Consider the following 18,882-nt stretch of genomic DNA (forward strand, 5'->3'; position numbering starts at 1 on the left):
TGCGCTCGCGCCTGCCAAGCGTTTGAGCATGTCCGCCATGCGGATCATTTTCATGGGCACCCCCGATTTCGCCGTTCCGGCGCTCGATGCACTGGTCGAAGCAGGCCATGACGTCGTTGCGGCATACAGCCAGCCGCCACGGCGAGCCGGCCGCGGCAAGGCGTTGCGCCCCTCCCCCGTGCACCAGCGTGCAGACGCGCTCGGCATCCCGGTGTTCACGCCCGTCAGCTTGCGCGACGCGGATGCGCAGGCGGGGTTCGCCGCGCATCAGGCCGATGTCGCAGTTGTGGCGGCATATGGCCTGCTGCTCCCGGCACCAGTGCTGGCCGCGCCGCGGCTCGGCTGCCTGAACATCCATGCCTCGCTGCTGCCGCGCTGGCGGGGCGCTGCGCCGATCCAGCGCGCGATCCTTGCCGGGGATACCGAAACGGGCGTCGGCATCATGCAGATGGAGGCCGGGCTGGACACGGGACCGGTGCGTCTGGAAGGTCGCACGCCGATCGACGGCAAGACCGCAGGGGAACTGACCGACGAGCTCGCGCGCATGGGCGCGGCGCTGATGGTGGAGGTCCTTGCCGATCCCGATGCCCATCCCGCACTAGCGCAAGCCGAAGACGGCGTTACCCATGCCGCGAAGATCCGCAAGGAAGAGACGCGGCTCGACTTCTCCCAACCGGCCGAGGCGGTCGAACGTCAGGTGCGCGCCTTCAACCCTCCCGGCGCGTTTTTCGAACATGACGGCGAACGCATCCGCATTCTCGAGGCGGATGTCGCTGCGCAGAGCGGCGAACCCGGCACCGTGCTCGACGACGCGCTCACCATAGCATGTGGCACCGGCGCGATCCGCCCGGTTTCCGTACAGCGCGCGGGGCGTGGCGTCATGACGCCCGATGCGCTGCTGCGCGGTTTTGCGATCCCCAAGGGCGCTCGAATCGCATGACGCGGTTCGCACTGACGATCGAGTTCGACGGCCGCCCTTTCATGGGCTGGCAACGCCAGGCGCACGGTCCGAGCGTTCAGGAGGCGCTGGAAACCGCCGCGCATGCGATCACGGGGGAAAGCGTAGTGGCACATGCCGCCGGCCGCACCGATGCGGGCGTACATGCGCTGGCAATGCGCGCCCATATCGAGATCGAGCGCGAGATCGAGCCGTTTCGCCTGATGGAGGGCATCAACGCCAAGCTTCGCCCGCACCCGGTTGCGATCCTGTCGTGCGAACCGGTCGCCGATGACTGGCACGCGCGCTTTTCCTGTATCGGCCGGGCCTATGAATACCACATCGTCAACCGGCGCGCGCCGCTGACGTTCGAATCGGGGCTGGCGTGGCGCGTCCCTAAACCGCTCGATCACGATGCGATGCACGAGGCGGCGCAACACCTCGTCGGGCGCCACGACTTCACGACCTTCCGTTCGGTCCAGTGTCAGGCGGCCAGCCCGCTCAAAAGCCTCGACCGCCTCGACGTTTCACGCACCGGAGACCGGATCGTCGTCAAGGCGGAGGCGCGTTCGTTTCTTCACCATCAGGTCCGCTCGATGGTCGGGTGCCTGGCGCTTGTCGGGCGCGGAAAATGGCAGCCTGACGATATCAGAACGGCGCTTGAGGCGCGCGATCGTCAGGCGCTAGGACTGAATGCGCCGCCCGACGGCCTGTTCTTCGTCCGCGCGCTTTACCCCGATGATGTCAGCGACTGAACGACGCCGCGAGTTCGACATGCGTCGACCAGCGGAACTGCCCGACCGGCCTGACCCAGTCGAGCCGCATTCCGCCTTCGCATAACGTCGCAGCATCGCGTGCGAAGGTGCTGGGGTTACACGATATATAGGCCACTCTGGGTGTCGTGGAGCGCGCCAGCTCGGCAACCTGCTCCTTCGCGCCGGCGCGGGGCGGATCGAGAATGACCGCGGCGAAGCGCCCGAGTTCCTGCGCCGTCAATGGCCGCCGATACAGATCGCGGTGGTCGGCGAAAATCTGGCGCTGCGCACGGTTCGCCGCAGTCTTCAGCGACAGAATCGCGTCGCGCGCTGCCTCCGCGGCATAGACCTTGGTTGCGGGCGGAAGCGCGAATGCAAAGGTGCCCAGTCCGGCAAACAGATCGGCCACCATCATTGCATCGCCGACGATCTCGCGCATCGTCTCGACCAGCGCGGCTTCACCCTCGGCCGTTGCCTGAAGGAACGCGCCGGCGGGCATCGCCACCGGAACACCGCCCAGCGTGATCGTGACCGGTTCCGGCTCCCAGCGCGTTTCGGGGCCGAGTCCCTCGTCGATCGACAAGCGCGCAAGCGAATGGCGGCGGGCAAAGCCGGTAATCGATTCGATCGTCGCCAGATCGTCCGCGCTCATGCCGGTCAGCAGCACGTCGACGCCCTGATCGGTCAGCGTCAACCCAACATCGGAGCGCCCGGTGCGCGGCAACATCGCCGCGAGCAGCCCGCGCAGCGGCGACAATAGCCGGAAAAGCTCGGGATGCAGGATTTCGCATTCCATCATGTCGACAAGCTGATGGCTGCGCTCTGCCGTGAAGCCGATATGCACCTGCCGCCCTCGCCGCTCGGCGTGCAGCGTCGCGCGGCGGCGCGAACGCGGCGGTGACAATGCGGCGTCGCGTATATCGGCCTCGATACCATGTTGAGAGAGCGCGCTGCCGATACGGTCCGACAGGAATTTGGCGTAGCTCGGGTCGTCGAGATGCTGAAGCTGACAGCCGCCGCATTCGGGAAAATGCCGGCAAGGCGGCGTCTGATGATGTGCGCCTTCGATGATGCTGCCGTCGGCTCTGACCCTGTCGCCCGGCGCTGCAAGCGGCGCATGGCGGCCGTCGGCGGTAATTCCGTCGCCGCGCGCCGCCACGCCGATTACCCGCTCGCCCTCGTCACTCATACACATTCTCCGATTGCATCCGGGATACGCCCGATCAGGTCATCGGCGCAAAACGCCGGCCCGGCAAGCGCCGCAGCGCGCGTGTGAAGCCATACCGCCTCGGCGGCAGCGTGCGCGTTCCCCTTCGCCATCCGCGCACCGCAAAGCCCCGCCAGCACGTCGCCGGTGCCCGCGGTCGACAGCCACGGGCTGCTGTCACCCGACATCACCACCCGTCCGTCGGGATGCGCGATCACGGTGTCAGGCCCCTTGTGCACGATAGTGGCGCAGATGCGCCGCGCCGCGCTGACGGTCCGGTCGAGCTTGCCGCCATCGCCATCGTCGAACATCCGTCCGAACTCGCCTTCGTGCGGTGTCAGAACCGTCTCTGCGGTACGGCCCGAAATCCGGCGCTCGGCGTCGCGACCGAGCAAGGTAAGCGCATCGCCGTCGATTACGAGCCGATGTTCACACGCGATTGCAACGCCGAGCAGCGCCTGGCTGCGTTCTCCACGCCCGAGCCCAGGGCCGATGACCACCGCCGAAATGCGGTCATCGCCAAGCAGGTGCTGCAAATCATCGGCGCTTTCGACCGAGCGGTGGACGAGGGCATCCGGTCCGTTTCCGCCACCGCCTTGCCCGGCGAGCATCACATAACCCGCGCCTCCGTGCAGCGCCGCCCGCGCCGAAAGCCGCGCGGCTCCCGGCATCTCGCCCTCGACGACCAGCACCAGTCCGCGACTATATTTGTGGCTGTCACGCGCCGGCGCTACGAGATGCGGCCGGCTCAGCGAGCAAATATCGCTTTCGCCCGGAATACCGATATCGGCGTGCAATACCGTCCCGCACCGCTCGAGCGCAGGCATAAGCAGGTGCGCGGGTTTCAGCGCGCCGAGAGCAACGGTGGCGGTCGCTGGCGCGCCGCCGAGATCTTCGCCGCTATCGGTGGCAAACCCCGATGGCAGGTCGATCGCGAGAACGAACGCCGCGGCTTGCGACAGGCGGTGGAGCGCCTTGCGCGCCTCTCCTTCCAGCGCCCGCGACATGCCCGTTCCGAACAGCCCGTCGACCAGCACCGGGCGCGGCTCTGCATCGTCCAGCGTCACCGTCTCGCCGTCCCAGCGCGATCGCATCATACCCGCCGCGCCCGCTTCCTTTCCGCCAAGCGCAGCGACGATGACGTCATGGCCCCATTGGCGCAAAAGGCGGGCAACGACATAGGCGTCTCCGCCATTGTTTCCCGGCCCTGCCAGTACGAGCACCGGCCGTCCGAACGCAAAGCGCGCAGCCTCTCGCGCAACCGCCGTGCCGGCGCGCTCCATCAGTTCCTCCTGCGAAACCCCGGCGTCGAAACAGGCCTGTTCGGCCGCGCGCATCTGTTCGGCAGTCAGAACCGGGGTACCGCGCGGAACGCGGATCATTTCGCCCGCACCGGGCCGATCGTCGCGGGCAGGCGATAGCGCGAGTTGTCTATCGTGACCTCGATCTGGTGGTCGCCGACCACCTTCACGATCGCGGGTGCCGCGCCGTCAGCCGCGACCACGCCGCGGCCGTCGCGCGTGATGCGCAGGCGGTGAAAGCCGCCATCGGGCTCGTGAAGCGTAAGGATCGTACCCTTGTCGCCAGCGACCTCGTCGAACGAGCATTGCGGCTTGAAGTCGTCCGTACCGTCCAACGCGCAGGCGACCTTGGTCTGCTTCTGGTTCGACGGGTCGCCATCGGTCCCGTTCAGCCCCTCGCCGCAGCCCGTCGCCAGCAGGCAGATCAGGATTGCGCTAGATATCCGCGTAAACATGGCGTTCGGTCCTCGCTCCGGGGTGCGTCACCGCCCCCTTACAGGCAGGACCGACATTTTGCGAATAGCGCCACAGCGCGCCGGACTGGTAATCGTTGACGCGCTGCTCCCACCGCGCCTTCCGCTCGGCGAGAACGTCGTCTTCCACGTCAAGATCGATAGTCCCGGCTTCGGCATTGATGCGGATCGTGTCGCCGTCCTCGACCAGCGCGATCGGGCCGCCTGCTGCTGCTTCGGGGCCGACATGGCCGATACAGAAACCGCGCGTGCCGCCAGAAAAGCGGCCATCGGTAATCAGCGCGACCTTCTCGCCCATGCCCTGCCCGTACAGGGCGGCCGTCGTCGCCAGCATCTCGCGCATGCCCGGCCCGCCGCGCGGTCCTTCATAGCGGATCACGATAACGGCCCCTTCGTCGATCTGATGGTTTTCGACCGCCTCGAACGCCTCCTCCTCGCAGTCGAAAACACGTGCTGGCCCTTCGAACTGCAGGCGGTGCATCCCCGCGACTTTCACGATCGCGCCTTCGGGCGCCAGGCTGCCCTTCAGCCCGACCACGCCGCCCGTCGGCGACAGCGGCGTCTTGATATCGTGGATCACCTTCTGGTCGGGGTTCCAGGTGACACGATCGATATTCTCACCAAGCGTGCGCCCGGTTACGGTCTTGCACTCGCCATCGAGGAAACCGCCCTCCAGCATCGTCTTCATCAGCATGTAGACGCCGCCCGCTTCGTACATGTCCTTTGCGACATATCTGCCGCCCGGTTTCAGGTCTGCGATATAAGGCGTTGATTTGAATATCTCCGCCACGTCGAACAGATCGAACTCGATTCCCGCTTCGTTGGCCATTGCGGGCAGGTGAAGCGCGGCGTTCGTCGAACCGCCCGTTGCCGCCACCACACGCGCGGCGTTGACGAATGCTTCACGCGTGCAGATGTCGCGCGGCCGCAGATCCTGCGCCAGCACTTCCATCACCTGCGCGCCCGCGGCAATCGCGATCTCCTCGCGGCTGCGATAGGGCGCCGGAACCATGTTCGAATTGGGTAGCGAAAGCCCGATCGCTTCGCCGACACACGCCATGGTGTTGGCGGTGAACTGCCCCCCACAGGCGCCGTGGCCGGGGCACGCCACCTTTTCGAGCGCAGTCAGTTCCGACAGCGGGCAGTTGCCCGACGCGTGTTGGCCTACCGCCTCGAACACATCGACGACCGTCACGTCCTTGTCGTGAAAACGTCCCGGCAGGATCGAGCCGCCATAGACGAAGATCGACGGGATATTCAGGCGGAGCATCGCCATCATCATCCCCGGCAGCGACTTGTCGCATCCCGCAAAGCCGACAAGCGCATCATAGCAGTGGCCGCGCACGCTCAGCTCGACCGAATCGGCAATCACCTCGCGGCTGACGAGCGAGGATTTCATCCCCTGATGGCCCATGGCGATCCCGTCGGTGACGGTGATCGTGTTGAAGCGGCGCGGCATCCCGCCCCCGGCGGTCACACCCTCGCGCGCGGCGTCGGCCTGCGCGTTCAGCGTGGTGTTGCACGGCGCACTGTCATTGCCGGCGCTGGCAAGCGCCACGAACGGCTTGGCGATATCTTCCTCGCTCAGCCCCATGGCGTAATAATAGCTTCGATGCGGCGCGCGCTCGGGTCCGACGGACACATGGCGGCTCGGCAGGCGGGATTTGTCGAATTTGCGGGTCATGGCGACAGCCTATGTCGCGGATGCACCCTTTGACGCAAGACCATTGCGCACTTCTTTCAGAACATCTTCGAGCAGCTCGGCACGGAGCCGCACGCCGGGCGCGTCGGAGATCAGGTCGTTGCGCACTTCGATCGAGATGCAGGGGATGCCGTTCGCCTCGCCGTGCCGGTTGAGCGTCGCGTTCAGCTTTCGCCCCGAATAGGGTTCGTTGTCGCCGGTATTCACCTTGCGCTCGCGCAGCGCGGACAGTGCTAGCGATGCCGCCCGGTCATCGCGGTTATAGAGGATGCCGACCTCCCAGGGGCGCTCCTCCCCGCCCCGTTCCAGTTCGGGTGTGAAGCTGTGGATGGCGACGATCAACTCGGGCCGCACCTCCGCCACGCGCCGGGCAATTGCGCCGTGATAAGGTGCAAAGAACCGGGCGATCCGGGCGTCACGATCCGCCGACCGGTTGCCGGGGATTTCGTGCCCGTCGCTCGCCACCGGGATCAGCCCGGCATGGTCGGGCTCGCGGTGGAGATCGACGACCAGCCGCGATACGGTCGCGAGGATCGCCGGCGCATTCAACCGCTCCGCCAGCGCCAGCGTGAGCGGCCCAGCACCGATATCGACGCCGATATGCTTGTTCACGATATCGCGCGTCACGCCCAGATCGATGTCGTCGGGAACATGATTCGAAGCGTGATCGCACAGCAGAAGGACGCCCGAGTCGCTGCCGGGGATGAAGGTCGGCACCGTACTCATTCGCCACGCTTCCGGTTGCGGAAGGCGGAGAGTCGTTCGGCAAATTCCTCGCTCGCAAACCGCGCGTCGAACGCGAAGTCGAGATCGTCGCCATTTCCCCGCAACGTGCGCTTCAGAACCCGCATCGCTTCCGGCGCATTCGCCGCGATGTTTCCGGCAAGCACCCGCGCCGCGGCAAGGGGCACCGGTTCGACACGCTGCACCAGCCCGATCACCTCCGCCTGCTCGCCGCCGACCGGCTCACCGGAAAACAGCATGTGCGCCGCCCACCCGGCGCCGACCGCAGCTTCCAATCGCTTCACATCCTCGCGCGGATAACTCAGGCCCAGCTTTGCCGGTGTCGTCGCAAAGCGGGCATCAGGGCCGGCGATGCGAATGTCTGCCGCCAGCGCCAGAGCAACGGCCGCTCCGTAACAGCCACCCCCGATCACCGCGATTACCGGGACCGGCAGCGCATGAATGCCATCGATCCCGGCACGCATCGCATCGCGAAAGGCTACGCGCGCACCGGCATCGCTCTGAAGTTCGTCGAACTCGCTTATATCGGCGCCCGCGGAAAAAATGCCGTCATGCGCCGATGTCAGCATGACGACGCCCGCATCCGATGCAGCGATCCCGGCGCATAGCTCGGCGAGCGTTTTCCAGTCGGCGACGCCGATTGCGTTTCTGGCCGCGGGCCGGTCGATCGCGACGGTCGCAATGCCGTCTTCATGGGTCAGGCGAAACATCGCCCGCCGCCCTGCCGCAACAGCCGCGACTTGTCACCCCGTTGCGATTCGGATCAGCTAGCGAGTTCCTTCAACGGCACCTGATCGTTCGCCAGATCGCCGCGGTCGGGCGAGGCGCCGAGCATCACCAGCTTGCGGCCTTGCGCATAATCACGCGTATTGTTGATGCAATCGAGCGCGATCACCCTGCCCTCGCGCAGGTAAATCAGCGAGAATTTGCGCGCCGCCGGATCGCCGCGCATGACGATATCGTCATAGCCGTTCGACAGCCCGACCGTCTGCAGTTTCAGGTCATACTGGTCCGACCAGAACCACGGCACCGCATCATAGGACACGTCCTGACCCATGATCGTCCTGGCCGCGACATTGGCCTGGTCGGTCGCGTTCTGGACCGACTCGATCCTGACCTCGCCCCCGCCGGCACAGCGATTGCGGTGGAGCGCGCAGTCACCGACCGCAAAGATGTCGGGCAGGCTCGTCCGGCACTGGGCATCGACCGCAACGCCGTTGTCGCCCTTTGCTCCGGCGCGAATCAGGGGAGCAACCGCCGGTTCGATGCCGATACCCACGATCACCATGTCGCAGGCGAGCAGCTCGCCGTCCGCCATCTGCACGCCGGTAACGCTGCCGTCCTCTCCGACGACATGATCGACGACCGCGCCGAGCCGCAGATCGACCCCATGGCTGCGATGCTCATGCTCGTAAAAGCGCGACAGCGGCTCTCCGGCAACGCGAGCGAGGACCCGGTCCAGCGCCTCGATCAGAACGACCTGCTTGCCCTGTTTGACGAGCGCCGATGCCGCCTCGAGGCCGATATAACCGCCACCGACAACGACCGCACGCTCGACGCTGGGAAGCTCGGTGATCATACGGTCGACGTCCGCGCGTGTGCGAACCGTATGCACGCCGACCAGATCGCCGCCCGCACAGCTGAGGCGCCGGGCATCGCCGCCCGCCGCCCAGATCAACTTGCCATATCCGATTCGCTCGCCGGCGGCAGAGGTCAGTTCATGCGCATCGGCATCGACCGCTTCGATGCGCGTGCCTGTCAGAAACGTGACCGAGCGCTCTTCCCAGAACGCCGCGGGCCGGATCAGCATCCGTTCGAACGGCTTTTGGCCCGCAAGATAATCCTTGGACAGCGGAGGCCGTTCATAGGGCAGTTCGTTTTCCTCGGTCACGATCGCCAGGCTGCCCTCGAAACCGGCCTGGCGCAGCGCGATAGCCGCCTGCGCGCCGCCATGGCCGCCGCCCACGATAAGCACATCGAAATGCCGCATTTGCGTCCTCCTTGCGCGCGCCGCTCTCGGCGATCGGCGGCAGCGCGTCAATCTCGCGCAGCCCGCTACTGACATGATTGAAAGCAATGCGGGAGGCTGGTAGCAATTTGCAACCAAGCATAACGCACCGTTCGGAGAGACCGCCATGGCACAGCCCACCGCTTATATCGTCGATGCAATGCGAACCGCGGGCGGCCGCCGCGGCGGAAAGCTTGCCGGATGGCACCCGGCAGACATGGCGGGCGAGGTCCTGAACAACCTCGTCGATCGCACGGGAATCGCGCCTGATGCGATAGAGGACGTCATCATGGGCTGTGTCAGCCAGGGCGGCGAACAGAGCTTTCAGGTCGGCCGTAACGCGGTACTTGCCTCGCGCCTTCCCGAAAGCGTCCCCGCCGTCACCATCGATCGGCAGTGCGGCAGCTCGCAACAGGCGATCCAGTTCGCTGCGCAGGCAGTCATGTCGGGAACGCAGGATGTCGTGATCGCCGCCGGGGTCGAATCGATGACGCGCGTCCCGATGGGTTCGACCGGCGCGTTATTCGCCAAGGAGGGGCTGGGCCGCGCGAAGTCGCCGCGTCAGGACGAACGCTATCCCGACATCCAGTTCAGCCAGTTCATGGGCGCAGAGATGATCGCGCGCAAACACGGCTTTTCGCGCGAACAGCTCGACCAGTACGCGCTGGAAAGCCACAAGCGCGCCGCCGCCGCGACCGAACGCGGTGATTTTCGAGAGGAAATTGTCCCCCTCGAAGTCGAAACCCCCGATGGTCCGGCGATCCATGATCGCGACGAAGGCATCCGCTACGACGCGTCGTTCGAAAGCATCCAGTCGGTCAAGCTGCTCGCCGATGGCGGCGTCATCAGCGCGGCCAATGCCAGCCAGATCTGCGACGGATCGAGCGCGGTACTCATAGTGAGCGAACAGGCGCTGAAGGATCACGGCCTGACGCCGATCGCGCGCATCCATAATCTTACGGTCACCGCCGGTGATCCCGTCATCATGCTCGAAGAACCGCTCTTCGCCACCGACAAGGCGCTCAAGCGGGCGGGCATGAAGATCGAGGATATCGACCTTTACGAGGTGAACGAGGCGTTCGCGCCGGTCCCGCTGGCGTGGCTGAAACACACCGGCGCCGACCCCGAAAAGCTCAACGTCAATGGCGGTGCCATCGCGCTCGGCCATCCGCTGGGCGCGACCGGCACCAAGCTGATGGCGACACTCGTCCACGCGCTCGGTAAACGCGGCGGCAAATATGGTCTTCAGACGATGTGCGAAGGCGGCGGCATCGCCAATGTGACGATCGTCGAACGGCTGTAGGACAGCAGCCATGAACGTCAGCGAGGCGGTCGAGACGCGCCGCTCGGTGCGCGCCTATCTCGACCGCCCCGTCGACCTCGTTCTTTTGCGCGACCTTGTCGAACGCGCCGGGCGCGCGCCATCGGGCGGCAATCTTCAACCCTGGCATATCCATGTGCTTGCCGGCGACGCGATGACGCGGTTCAAGGCGATCATGCGGCGGCGCATGGAAGAAGCGGTGATGGGCGATGGCAGCGAATATGATGTGTACCCGCCAGGGCTCGCCGAACCCTATCGAAGCCGTCGGTTCGCGGTGGGCGAGGCGCTTTACGCTCCGCTCGGCATTCCGCGGGAGGACAAGGCCGCCCGGCTGCATTGGTTTGCGAAGAACTGGCAGTTCTTCGACGCGCCGGTCGGGGTATTCTGTTATGTCGAGCGCTCGCACGGTCCGCCACAATGGTCCGATTGCGGGATGTATCTCCAGACCCTGATGCTGCTCCTGCGCGAAGCCGGTCTCGATAGTTGCGCGCAGGAGGCATGGGCCGTCCACCACCGCACCGTCGATCAATTCGTCGGCGCGGCACCCGACAAGATGCTATTCACCGGTATGGCGATCGGATGGCGCGATCCCGAAGCCCCCGTGAACCGCTTCGCCGTTCCGCGCGCGCCCATCGATGAATGGGCGACATTCCACTATTGAGAAGCAGCCTGCCGGTCGCTTGGCGATCGGGCCTCGGGTGCGACAGGCTTCGGCCCCTGGGCGGTTGCATTGAGCAGCGAATCTCCGCCCAGCACGCGGTAGAGCGTCACAAGGTTCGTACCCTTGGTCAGCTCGGCCGCGACCAGCGTGCGCTGCGCCGAATAATAGGATCGCTGCGCATCGAGGCTTTGCAGAAAGGTGTCGACCCCGCCTTTGTACCGCGCATAGGACAGCTTGTAATTGTCCTGCGACGCCGCGACCAGATCGCGTGTCGCGCCGACCTGCTCACTGATCGTGCCGCGCCGCGCGAGCGCATCGGCTACCTCGCGAAAGGCGGTCTGGATCGTGCCCTCGTAATTGGCGATGGCTGCGTCGCGATCGGCCTTGGCCTGCGCCACGCCTGCCGCCCCTGCCCCCGCATCGAAGATCGGAACCGTGGCGCTGGGCCGCACCGACCAGTTGAATGCGTCGCCGGTGAAGAGATCCTTCAGGGCGGTGCTCGCGAAGCCGACCAGCCCGGTCAGCGTGATCCGTGGAAAGAGCGCCGCCCGCGCCGCACCGATACGGGCGTTTTGCGCGCGCAATCGATATTCGGCCTGAACCACGTCGGGGCGCCGCAACAGGATCGATGAGCCGAGCCCCGCCGGCACTTCGGACAGTGTCGCCACCGCGCCCTCGATCTTGTTCGGCAACAGCGCCGGATCGACCGGACCGCCGACGAGCAGGCGGAGTTCGTTGACATCCTGCGCCACCGCAGTCCTGCTCGACGCAAGATCGGCGCGCGCCTGATCGAGGATTTGTTCGGCCTGGCGCAGGTCGGTTCGCGGCGCGATCCCGCCGTCGAGACGCGCCTGGGTCAGCTTCACGCTCTGCTCGGCGCTGTCGACGGTTTCCTGCGCGATGCGCAGCAGCGTCGCATCGGCGGCATGGTTCAGCCAGGCATTGGCGACATCGCCGACCAGCGTCAGCCGCGTCGCACGCGCGCCCGCGGCAGTCGCGAAATACTGGTTGAGCGCCGCGTCGCTAAGCGATTTGACACGACCGAAGAGGTCGATTTCGAATGCGTTCACGCCGACATCGGCGGTGTAATATTCATTCACGCCGCCGCCGACGGAGGTGACGGTCCCGCCGCCGGCATTGTTGCCCGTGCCGGTCGTCACGTTACGGGTAGTACCCTTGCTGACAGAGGCGCCCGCACTGGCATCGACCTGTGGCAGCCGGTTGGCGCGCTGGATGCGGTATTGCGCGCGGGCCGAGGCGATATTCGCGGCTGCCTGACGCAGGTTGCGATTGTTGACCAGCGCCTGTTCGATCAGGCTCTGCAATCGCGGATCGCGAAACACCTGCTTGAACGTGACCGTGGGCAGGCCTTCCTCGCTCTGCTTCAGATACGCATCGCCCACAGGCCACGAAGCCGGTACGGGCGCTTCGGGGCGGACATAGGTCGGCGCCATCGAACAGGCGCCCAGCGCACCCATCGCTGCCAGCGTGATCGCCCTGCGCATCATGCGCCCTCTCCTGCCGGCTGCCCGCCGTCATCGTCATGATGGAGCTTTTTGAGCACATCGCGCGTCGATCTGCGAACGATCACGAAGAACAGAGGGATGTAGAACACCGCAAGGATCGTCGCGGTCAGCATCCCGCCGATCACCGCCGTACCGATCGCGATGCGGCTGTTCGCACCCGCTCCTGTCGAAATCGCAAGCGGCAGCACGCCGAAGATGAACGCAAAGCTCGTCATCAGGATCGGCCGCAAGCGAATCCGTGCCGCCTCGATCGCCGCATCGATGACGCGCATGCCCTGTTTTTCCGCCTGTTCGGCAAACTCGATCATCAGGATGGCGTTTTTAGAGGCGAGCCCCATCGTCGTCAGCAGTCCGATCTGCATGTACACGTCGTTATCGAGTCCGCGCAGCGTCACCGCGAACACCGCGCCGACCAGACCGAGCGGGATGACGAGCAACACCGCCACCGGAATCGACCAGCTTTCGTACAGCGCGGCAAGGCACAGGAACACGACCAGCAGCGACAATCCGTACAGGATCGGCGCCTGTCCCGACGACAGGCGTTCCTGATACGAGATGCCGGCCCAGGCGATCGAGATGCCGGGAATTTTCTGCGCGATCGCTGCGATATGGTTCATCGCCTCGCCCGAACTATATCCCGGCGCCGCCTGCCCCTGGATTTCAAACGCCGGCAGCCCCGAAAAGCGCGAAAGCTCGGTCGGCGCCTGCGACCAGGACGTTTTGGCGAAGGACGAAAACGGCGCCATCTGGCCATCTTTCGAGCGAACATACCAGTCGCCAAGGTCCTCGGGTGCCGACCGATAGGGCGCATCGCCCTCGACATAGACACGTTTGACGCGTCCGCGGTCGATGAAGTCGTTGACGTAGCGGCCGCCCCAGGCCGCCGACAGTGTGGTGTTCACGTCGCTCTGGCTCAGCCCCAGCGCCTCCAGCTTCTGCTGGTCGATCTCGACATGAAGCGTGGGCACATCGGGTAGCTCGCTGGGACGCACGCTCGTCAGTACCGGGTCCTTCGCCGCCGCCGCCAGTACCTTGTCGCGCGCAGCGGCAAACTGTTCGCGGCTCAGCGAACCGGCATTCTGCAACTCCATGGTGAACCCGCTCGTATCGCCAAGCCCGCGGATCGCACCCGGCACCAGCGCGAATACCTGCGCATCGCGCAGCCCCGACAGTGCCTTTCGCGCCCGCTCGGCAATGGCGCCCGCGCTGTTCTGCTCCCCCTTGCGCTGATCGAAATCCTTCAGCGCCAGATAGCCGATGCCGGTATTCTGTCCGCCGCTTCCGCCACCGCCGGTCCCGCTTGCGGTGAACATCGTCTTGATGTTGCCGCCTTCCTGCTGGCGGAGATATTTCTCCACCGACATTTGCACGTCTTGTGTGCGCGCCTGGGTCGCGCCGGGCGGCAGGCGGAACTGAATGAACACGCTGCCCTGATCCTCGACCGGCAGAAAGCTCGTCGGCAGGCGGAAGAAGAGGACGACCAGCACCGCGACGACGCAGGCATAGATCAGCAGGAAGATATATTTGCGATCGACGACCGTCCGGATCGCGGCCGTATAATGGTGCACGGTCCAGTCGAAGCCGCGGTTGAACCGGGTGCGGAACCGCTCCCCGGTCCGCCGGACCGCCGGGAACCGCCGATTGAACCACCCCTCGCCTTCATCCTGCTTGCGCTTGAGAAGCGTGGCCGTCAGCGCGGGCGTCAAAATCAGCGCCACCGCAACCGACAGAACCATCGCGGACACGATGGTCAGCGAGAACTGCCGATAGATCACGCCCGTCGATCCGCCGAAAAAGGCCATCGGCAGAAACACCGCCGACAGCACGAGCGCGATTGCCACCAGCGCGACCTGGATTTCGCGCATCGATTCGATCGTCGCCTCGCGCGGCGTCAGCTCGGGATTTTCCTCCATCAACCGCTCGACATTTTCCACGACGACGATCGCGTCATCGACCAGCAGGCCAATCGCGAGCACCAGCCCGAACAAGGTCAGCGTGTTGATCGAAAAGCCGGCGATCGCGAACATCGCAAAGGTGCCGAGGATGACGACCGGCACCGCGATCGTCGGGATCAGCGTCGCCCGCCAGCTCTGGAGGAAGACGAACATCACGATCACGACCAGGATGATCGCCTCGATCAGCGTCTTGACCACCTCGTCGATCGACAGGCGGATGAAATCGGTGCTGTCGCGCGGATAGGAATAGGTGAGCCCGGGCGGAAAGTTCTTCGCCTGCTTGGCGACTTCCTGCTTCACCAGGGCCGCCGTGGAAAGCGCGTCGGCGCCGGGGGCGAGCGAGATCGCCATGCCCGCACCCGGATGGCCGTTGACGCGGCTGACCACGCCGTAACTCTCGGCGCCGAGTTCGACCCTCGCGACGTCCGAAAGACGCACGGTGGCGCCGCTCTGATCGCTTTTCAGAATGATGTTGGCGAACTGCGCGGGTGTGTGAAGACGCGACTGCGCGGTAACGGTCGCGTTCAGCATCTGCGAATCGGGCATCGGCTGGCCGCCGATCTCACCCGCTGCGACCTCGGTATTCTGCGCCTGTATCGCCTGGATGACATCGCCCGGCATCAGCGAATAGCTTGCCAGCCGGTCGGGGTTCAGCCAGATGCGCATCGCATATTGCGATCCGAACACGCGCGTATCGCCGACGCCGTTCACCCGCCCGATCGGGTCCTGCAGGTTCGACGCGATATAATCGGATACGTCCTGATTGGTCCGCTGGTCGGTCTTGTCATAGACCGCGACGATCAACAGGAAATCGGGATTGGACTTGGTGACGCGCAGGCCCTGTTGCTGGACCTGCTGCGGCAGTCGGGGCAGCGCCTGCTGCACCTTGTTCTGCACCTGCACTTGCGCGATGTCGGGATCGATGCCCTTGCGGAAGGTCGCGGTAATCCGCGCCTGCCCGCGCGAGCTCGACGACGAACTGAAATACAGCAGACCGTCGATCCCGGTAAGCTGCTGTTCGATTACCTGCGTCACGCTGTTTTCCAGCGTTTCGGCCGATGCACCCGGATAGTTGGCGCTGATGTTCACCTCTGGCGGCGCAACATCCGGATATTGCTCGACCGGCAGCGTGTAGATCGCCCCCACGCCGAGCAGCATCACGATGATCGCGATCACCCACGCGAAAATCGGGCGGTCGATGAATACGCGTGACAACATCGGCGATCAGCCCCCCGCGTTGGCGGCAGCGTTCGCCTTTTCGTCACCCGGCTGCTTCACCTGCAGCTTTTGCGGAGTGTCCGCCGGAACGGGCTTGATCGGCTGGTTCGGGCGAATCTTTGCCGTGCCCTGCACGATGATCTTGTCGCCCGCATTCAGCCCCTTGGTGACAACCCATTTGTTGCCCTGGGTGCGCGGCGCGGTAACGCCCTGCTTCACCGCCTTGTTGTCCTTGCCGACGATCAGGACGCTCGCATTGCCCTTGGGATCGCGCGTCACGCCCGCCTGCGGCACGAGGAATGCCTTGGTGTCGACCGCCTGCGAAAAGATCGCGCGGACGAACATGCCGGGCAGCAGCACGCCTTCGGGATTGGGAAAGCGCGCGCGCAGCGTGACGGTGCCGGTACTTTCGTCGACCATCGCCTCGGCGAACTCGACCGTGCCCGTCTGGCCGTACATGCTGCCATCTTCCAGCCGCAGCCGAACGCTTGCGCTTGCCGGGACGACGCCGTCATCGTGCTGCAACGACCGCCGCAGCGCCAGCAGATCGGCGCTCGACTGGCGGATATCGACATAAATGGGGTCGAGCCGCTGGATCACGGCAAGCGGATCGCTCTGGTTCTGCGTGACGAGCGCGCCGACCGTCGCCAGCGACCTTCCGATCCGGCCGGTAATCGGTGCGGGAACGCGTGTGAACCGGACGTTTATCTGCGCGGTGCGAAGTGCCGCCCTGGCCTGTTCGACAGCCGCCGCCGCCTGTCGTGCCTGTGCCTCGGCATCGGTATAGTCCTGCTGGCTGACCGCCTCGATCTTGGCGAGCGGCTTGTACCGATCCGCCTTCGCTTGCGCGGCGGCAAGCGTCGCTTGCGCGCTGTGCAGGTTGGCGCGGGCCTGGCTGGCCGAAGCCTCGTACAGGCTCGGGTCGATGCGATAGAGCGTCTGCCCCTTCTTCACGACCGAACCTTCGGTGAAATAGCGTTTCTCGATCACGCCCGACACCTGAGGGCGGACCTGCGAGGTTTCATAAGCCGATGTGCGCGCCGCGAGTTCGGTGACCATCGGTACGCTGGTCGGCTGCACCGTCACATATCCGACGGTAACCGGCCCCTGCGCACCGGGGCCAGCCGGGCCGCCCTTGGCGGCGTCATCACCACCGCCGCAGCCGGCCAATCCAAGCACCGCGACGCCGATGAATGCAGACCGCACAAGCTTCGCCAGCGCGGCTGTTGGCCGTCCATGGCGAACGGTTGCGATCGATTGGGAAAACGCAGGGATCATGACGGCCTTTGCGAAACGAATAACAGCGACCGCCAGCCAACGCCGACGGTCAGGTTGCTGTCGCGCGCATCCCCCTATTGCGCCGCAGCATCGGCGGCCCCTAAAACAAAACGCTCGCGTTCACAATCCTGCCTGCGGTAGAAAATCTTTTCCCGCGGCAACGATCATCGACCGGAAAATTCCGCCTCCCGCTTCTCCAGGAAGGCGCGCCCGCCCTCCATCGCGTCGGACGTGCCGCGTACATCGCGCTGGCTCTCCGCCTCTCGCAGCATCGCCTCATCATAACTGTGTTCCAGCGCGTAGGCGACGTTGCGTCGCATCAGTCCCAGCGCGACCGTCGGGCCGGCGGCGAGCCGTTCCGCCAGCGCGAACGCCTGATCGTCAAGAACGTCGTCGGCGACGAGCCGGTGGACCAGCCCCCATTCCAGCGCGCGTTCGGCGGGAACACGCTCGCCCAGCATCATCATCTCCAGCGCGCGCGATCGTCCGATGATGCGCGGCAGCATCCAGCTTGCGCCGCCATCGGGAACCAGCCCGATATTGACGAACGCCTGAAGGAAATAGGCCGAGCTCGCCGCGATGCAGAAATCGGCCGACAGCGCGAGGCTGCACCCGATGCCCGCCGCAGGTCCGCGTACCGCGCTCACGACGGGAACCTGCAGCTCCGCGATTGCCTTCAGCGTCGGATTGTAATGTTCGGTCAGCGCCTTGTAGGTCGCGGCCTGCGGATCGTCCGAACCCAGCGCTCCACCCGCGACATCCGCGCCAGAGCAAAAGGCCCGCCCTTCGCCACGCAACAGCACCGCCCGCGCCCCCGACAGATCATCCAGCACCTCTCGCACGCGGTCGAACATCACGGGCGGCGCTGCGTTCAGCCGGTCGGGCCGGTCGAGCGTGATGATGAGCACGTCGCCGCGCCGTTCGGTCAGGATCATCTTTTCTTCGCTCATCGGTTTGCCGTCCCTTCTCGTCCGTGCGATACTCGATCTTCAAATTCGCATATATCCGGGAGAGTGCAATGGCGACCGCAATTCTCGAAAAGTCAGGCATCAGCGAGGCCGAATGGGAAGCCCGTCAACAGCTCGCGGCCTGCTACCGCGTTTTCGACATGCTCGGCTGGTCGGAAATGATCTACAATCATATCACGCTGAAGGTTCCTGGTGAGGACGGTGCATTCCTCATCAATCCGTTCGGGCTGCATTTCAGCGAGGTGAAGGCGTCGAACCTCGTCAAGATCGACATCGACGGCAACAAGCTCGACGACAATCCCTATCCGGTCAATCAGGCCGGTTTCACGCAGCACTCGGTTTTTCATCGCCATTTGAGCGATGCGCACTGCATCATGCATACCCACACCACCGCCGGAATGGCGGTAAGTTCGGTCGAAGGCGGCCTGCGTCCGACCAATTTCTATGCCTGCAATTTCATCGGCCAGCTCGCCTATCACGATTTCGAAGGCGTCACGGTGCGCTCGGAAGAGGGTGAGCGGCTGATCGAACATCTCGGCGACAAGCGCGCGATGCTGCTCAGGAACCACGGCATCCTCGTCATGGGCCGCACGCTACCCGAAGCGTTCATCAAGCACTGGGCGCTCCAGCGCGCGTGCGAGATTCAGATCGCGACGATGTCGATGGGCGCCCCGGTCGAGATTTCGGACGAGGTCGTCGCCGTGCACCAGCGCGATCTTTCGAAGGTCTCGATACCGGGCGGCCCCGGCAAGGCGGACTTCGACGCGATGGTTCGTCTGGTCGACCGCATCGACAAGAGCTGGCGGGATTGATTGACGGCGCGGATGC

16 protein-coding genes are annotated in these 18,882 nt (G+C 65.2%); 5 read left to right on the plus strand and 11 right to left on the minus strand.

All coding sequences use genetic code 11. From position 1 onward, the window contains the following. The first annotated feature begins 37 nt into the window (after positions 1-37). Positions 38-940: a methionyl-tRNA formyltransferase gene (gene fmt / locus J7S20_RS03905; protein WP_284052914.1), complete on the plus strand. Its 903-nt coding sequence runs from the start codon at positions 38-40 to the stop codon at positions 938-940. Continuing rightward, positions 937-1,692 carry a tRNA pseudouridine(38-40) synthase TruA gene (gene truA, locus J7S20_RS03910; protein ID WP_284052915.1) on the plus strand — a complete coding sequence of 252 codons (756 nt, stop codon included), beginning with the start codon at positions 937-939 and terminating at the stop codon, positions 1,690-1,692. Before fmt ends, truA begins: the two co-directional genes overlap by 4 nt. Here truA and J7S20_RS03915 read toward each other — a convergent pair. The 7 genes from J7S20_RS03915 to J7S20_RS03945 are packed head-to-tail and all read right to left on the minus strand — an operon-like array spanning position 1,682 to position 9,109. Continuing rightward, a complete protein-coding gene (locus J7S20_RS03915; protein WP_284052916.1) occupies positions 1,682-2,881 on the minus strand; it encodes a class I SAM-dependent RNA methyltransferase in 1,200 nt (399 codons plus the stop codon). The two genes, truA and J7S20_RS03915, sit on opposite strands and share 11 nt — an antisense overlap. Continuing rightward, positions 2,878-4,281: an NAD(P)H-hydrate dehydratase gene (locus J7S20_RS03920; RefSeq protein WP_284052917.1), complete on the minus strand. Its 1,404-nt coding sequence runs from the start codon at positions 4,279-4,281 to the stop codon at positions 2,878-2,880. The genes J7S20_RS03915 and J7S20_RS03920 overlap by 4 nt, the downstream gene beginning before the upstream one ends. After that, positions 4,278-4,655 (minus strand): hypothetical protein, encoded by a 378-nt coding sequence (locus tag J7S20_RS03925; RefSeq protein ID WP_284052918.1) that lies wholly within the window; start codon positions 4,653-4,655, stop codon positions 4,278-4,280. Before J7S20_RS03925 ends, J7S20_RS03920 begins: the two co-directional genes overlap by 4 nt. Next, the gene (gene ilvD / locus J7S20_RS03930) at positions 4,636-6,357 is read right to left on the minus strand and encodes a dihydroxy-acid dehydratase (RefSeq protein ID WP_284052919.1); all 1,722 of its coding nucleotides are present in this window, start codon (positions 6,355-6,357) and stop codon (positions 4,636-4,638) included. The genes J7S20_RS03925 and ilvD overlap by 20 nt, the downstream gene beginning before the upstream one ends. 9 nt (positions 6,358-6,366) lie before the next feature. Continuing rightward, positions 6,367-7,101: an N-formylglutamate amidohydrolase gene (locus tag J7S20_RS03935; protein ID WP_284052920.1), complete on the minus strand. Its 735-nt coding sequence runs from the start codon at positions 7,099-7,101 to the stop codon at positions 6,367-6,369. Then, on the minus strand, positions 7,098-7,829 hold the full coding sequence (locus J7S20_RS03940; protein ID WP_284052921.1) for an enoyl-CoA hydratase/isomerase family protein: 732 nt from the start codon (positions 7,827-7,829) through the stop codon (positions 7,098-7,100). The genes J7S20_RS03935 and J7S20_RS03940 overlap by 4 nt, the downstream gene beginning before the upstream one ends. Before the next feature lie 53 nt (positions 7,830-7,882). Continuing rightward, positions 7,883-9,109, minus strand: coding sequence for an NAD(P)/FAD-dependent oxidoreductase (locus J7S20_RS03945; RefSeq protein WP_284052922.1), 1,227 nt, complete (start codon positions 9,107-9,109; stop codon positions 7,883-7,885). Positions 9,110-9,254: 145 nt separating this feature from the next. On the opposite strand from J7S20_RS03945, the gene J7S20_RS03950 reads away from it, so the two are divergent. After that, a complete protein-coding gene (locus tag J7S20_RS03950; RefSeq protein ID WP_284052923.1) occupies positions 9,255-10,430 on the plus strand; it encodes an acetyl-CoA C-acetyltransferase in 1,176 nt (391 codons plus the stop codon). Between the two features lie 10 nt (positions 10,431-10,440). After that, a complete protein-coding gene (locus J7S20_RS03955; RefSeq protein WP_284052924.1) occupies positions 10,441-11,109 on the plus strand; it encodes a nitroreductase in 669 nt (222 codons plus the stop codon). Here the strand turns inward: J7S20_RS03955 and J7S20_RS03960 are convergent. From J7S20_RS03960 to J7S20_RS03975, 4 genes are all read right to left on the minus strand, one after another. After that, positions 11,103-12,617 carry an efflux transporter outer membrane subunit gene (locus J7S20_RS03960; protein WP_284052925.1) on the minus strand — a complete coding sequence of 505 codons (1,515 nt, stop codon included), beginning with the start codon at positions 12,615-12,617 and terminating at the stop codon, positions 11,103-11,105. The two genes, J7S20_RS03955 and J7S20_RS03960, sit on opposite strands and share 7 nt — an antisense overlap. Then, positions 12,614-15,808 (minus strand): efflux RND transporter permease subunit, encoded by a 3,195-nt coding sequence (locus tag J7S20_RS03965; RefSeq protein ID WP_284052926.1) that lies wholly within the window; start codon positions 15,806-15,808, stop codon positions 12,614-12,616. Before J7S20_RS03965 ends, J7S20_RS03960 begins: the two co-directional genes overlap by 4 nt. Positions 15,809-15,814: 6 nt before the next feature. Further along, on the minus strand, positions 15,815-17,014 hold the full coding sequence (locus J7S20_RS03970; RefSeq protein ID WP_284052927.1) for an efflux RND transporter periplasmic adaptor subunit: 1,200 nt from the start codon (positions 17,012-17,014) through the stop codon (positions 15,815-15,817). Between the two features lie 236 nt (positions 17,015-17,250). Beyond that, positions 17,251-18,036: an enoyl-CoA hydratase-related protein gene (locus tag J7S20_RS03975; protein ID WP_284052928.1), complete on the minus strand. Its 786-nt coding sequence runs from the start codon at positions 18,034-18,036 to the stop codon at positions 17,251-17,253. 68 nt (positions 18,037-18,104) lie between these two features. Here J7S20_RS03975 and J7S20_RS03980 point away from each other — a divergent pair, with 68 nt between their 5' ends. Then, positions 18,105-18,866: a class II aldolase/adducin family protein gene (locus J7S20_RS03980; protein ID WP_284052929.1), complete on the plus strand. Its 762-nt coding sequence runs from the start codon at positions 18,105-18,107 to the stop codon at positions 18,864-18,866. The last annotated feature ends 16 nt before the right edge of the window (positions 18,867-18,882 follow it).

Origin of the sequence: Stakelama marina (assembly GCF_018122655.1) — a bacterium.
Classification (GTDB): Bacteria; Pseudomonadota; Alphaproteobacteria; order Sphingomonadales; family Sphingomonadaceae; genus Sphingomonas; species Sphingomonas marina.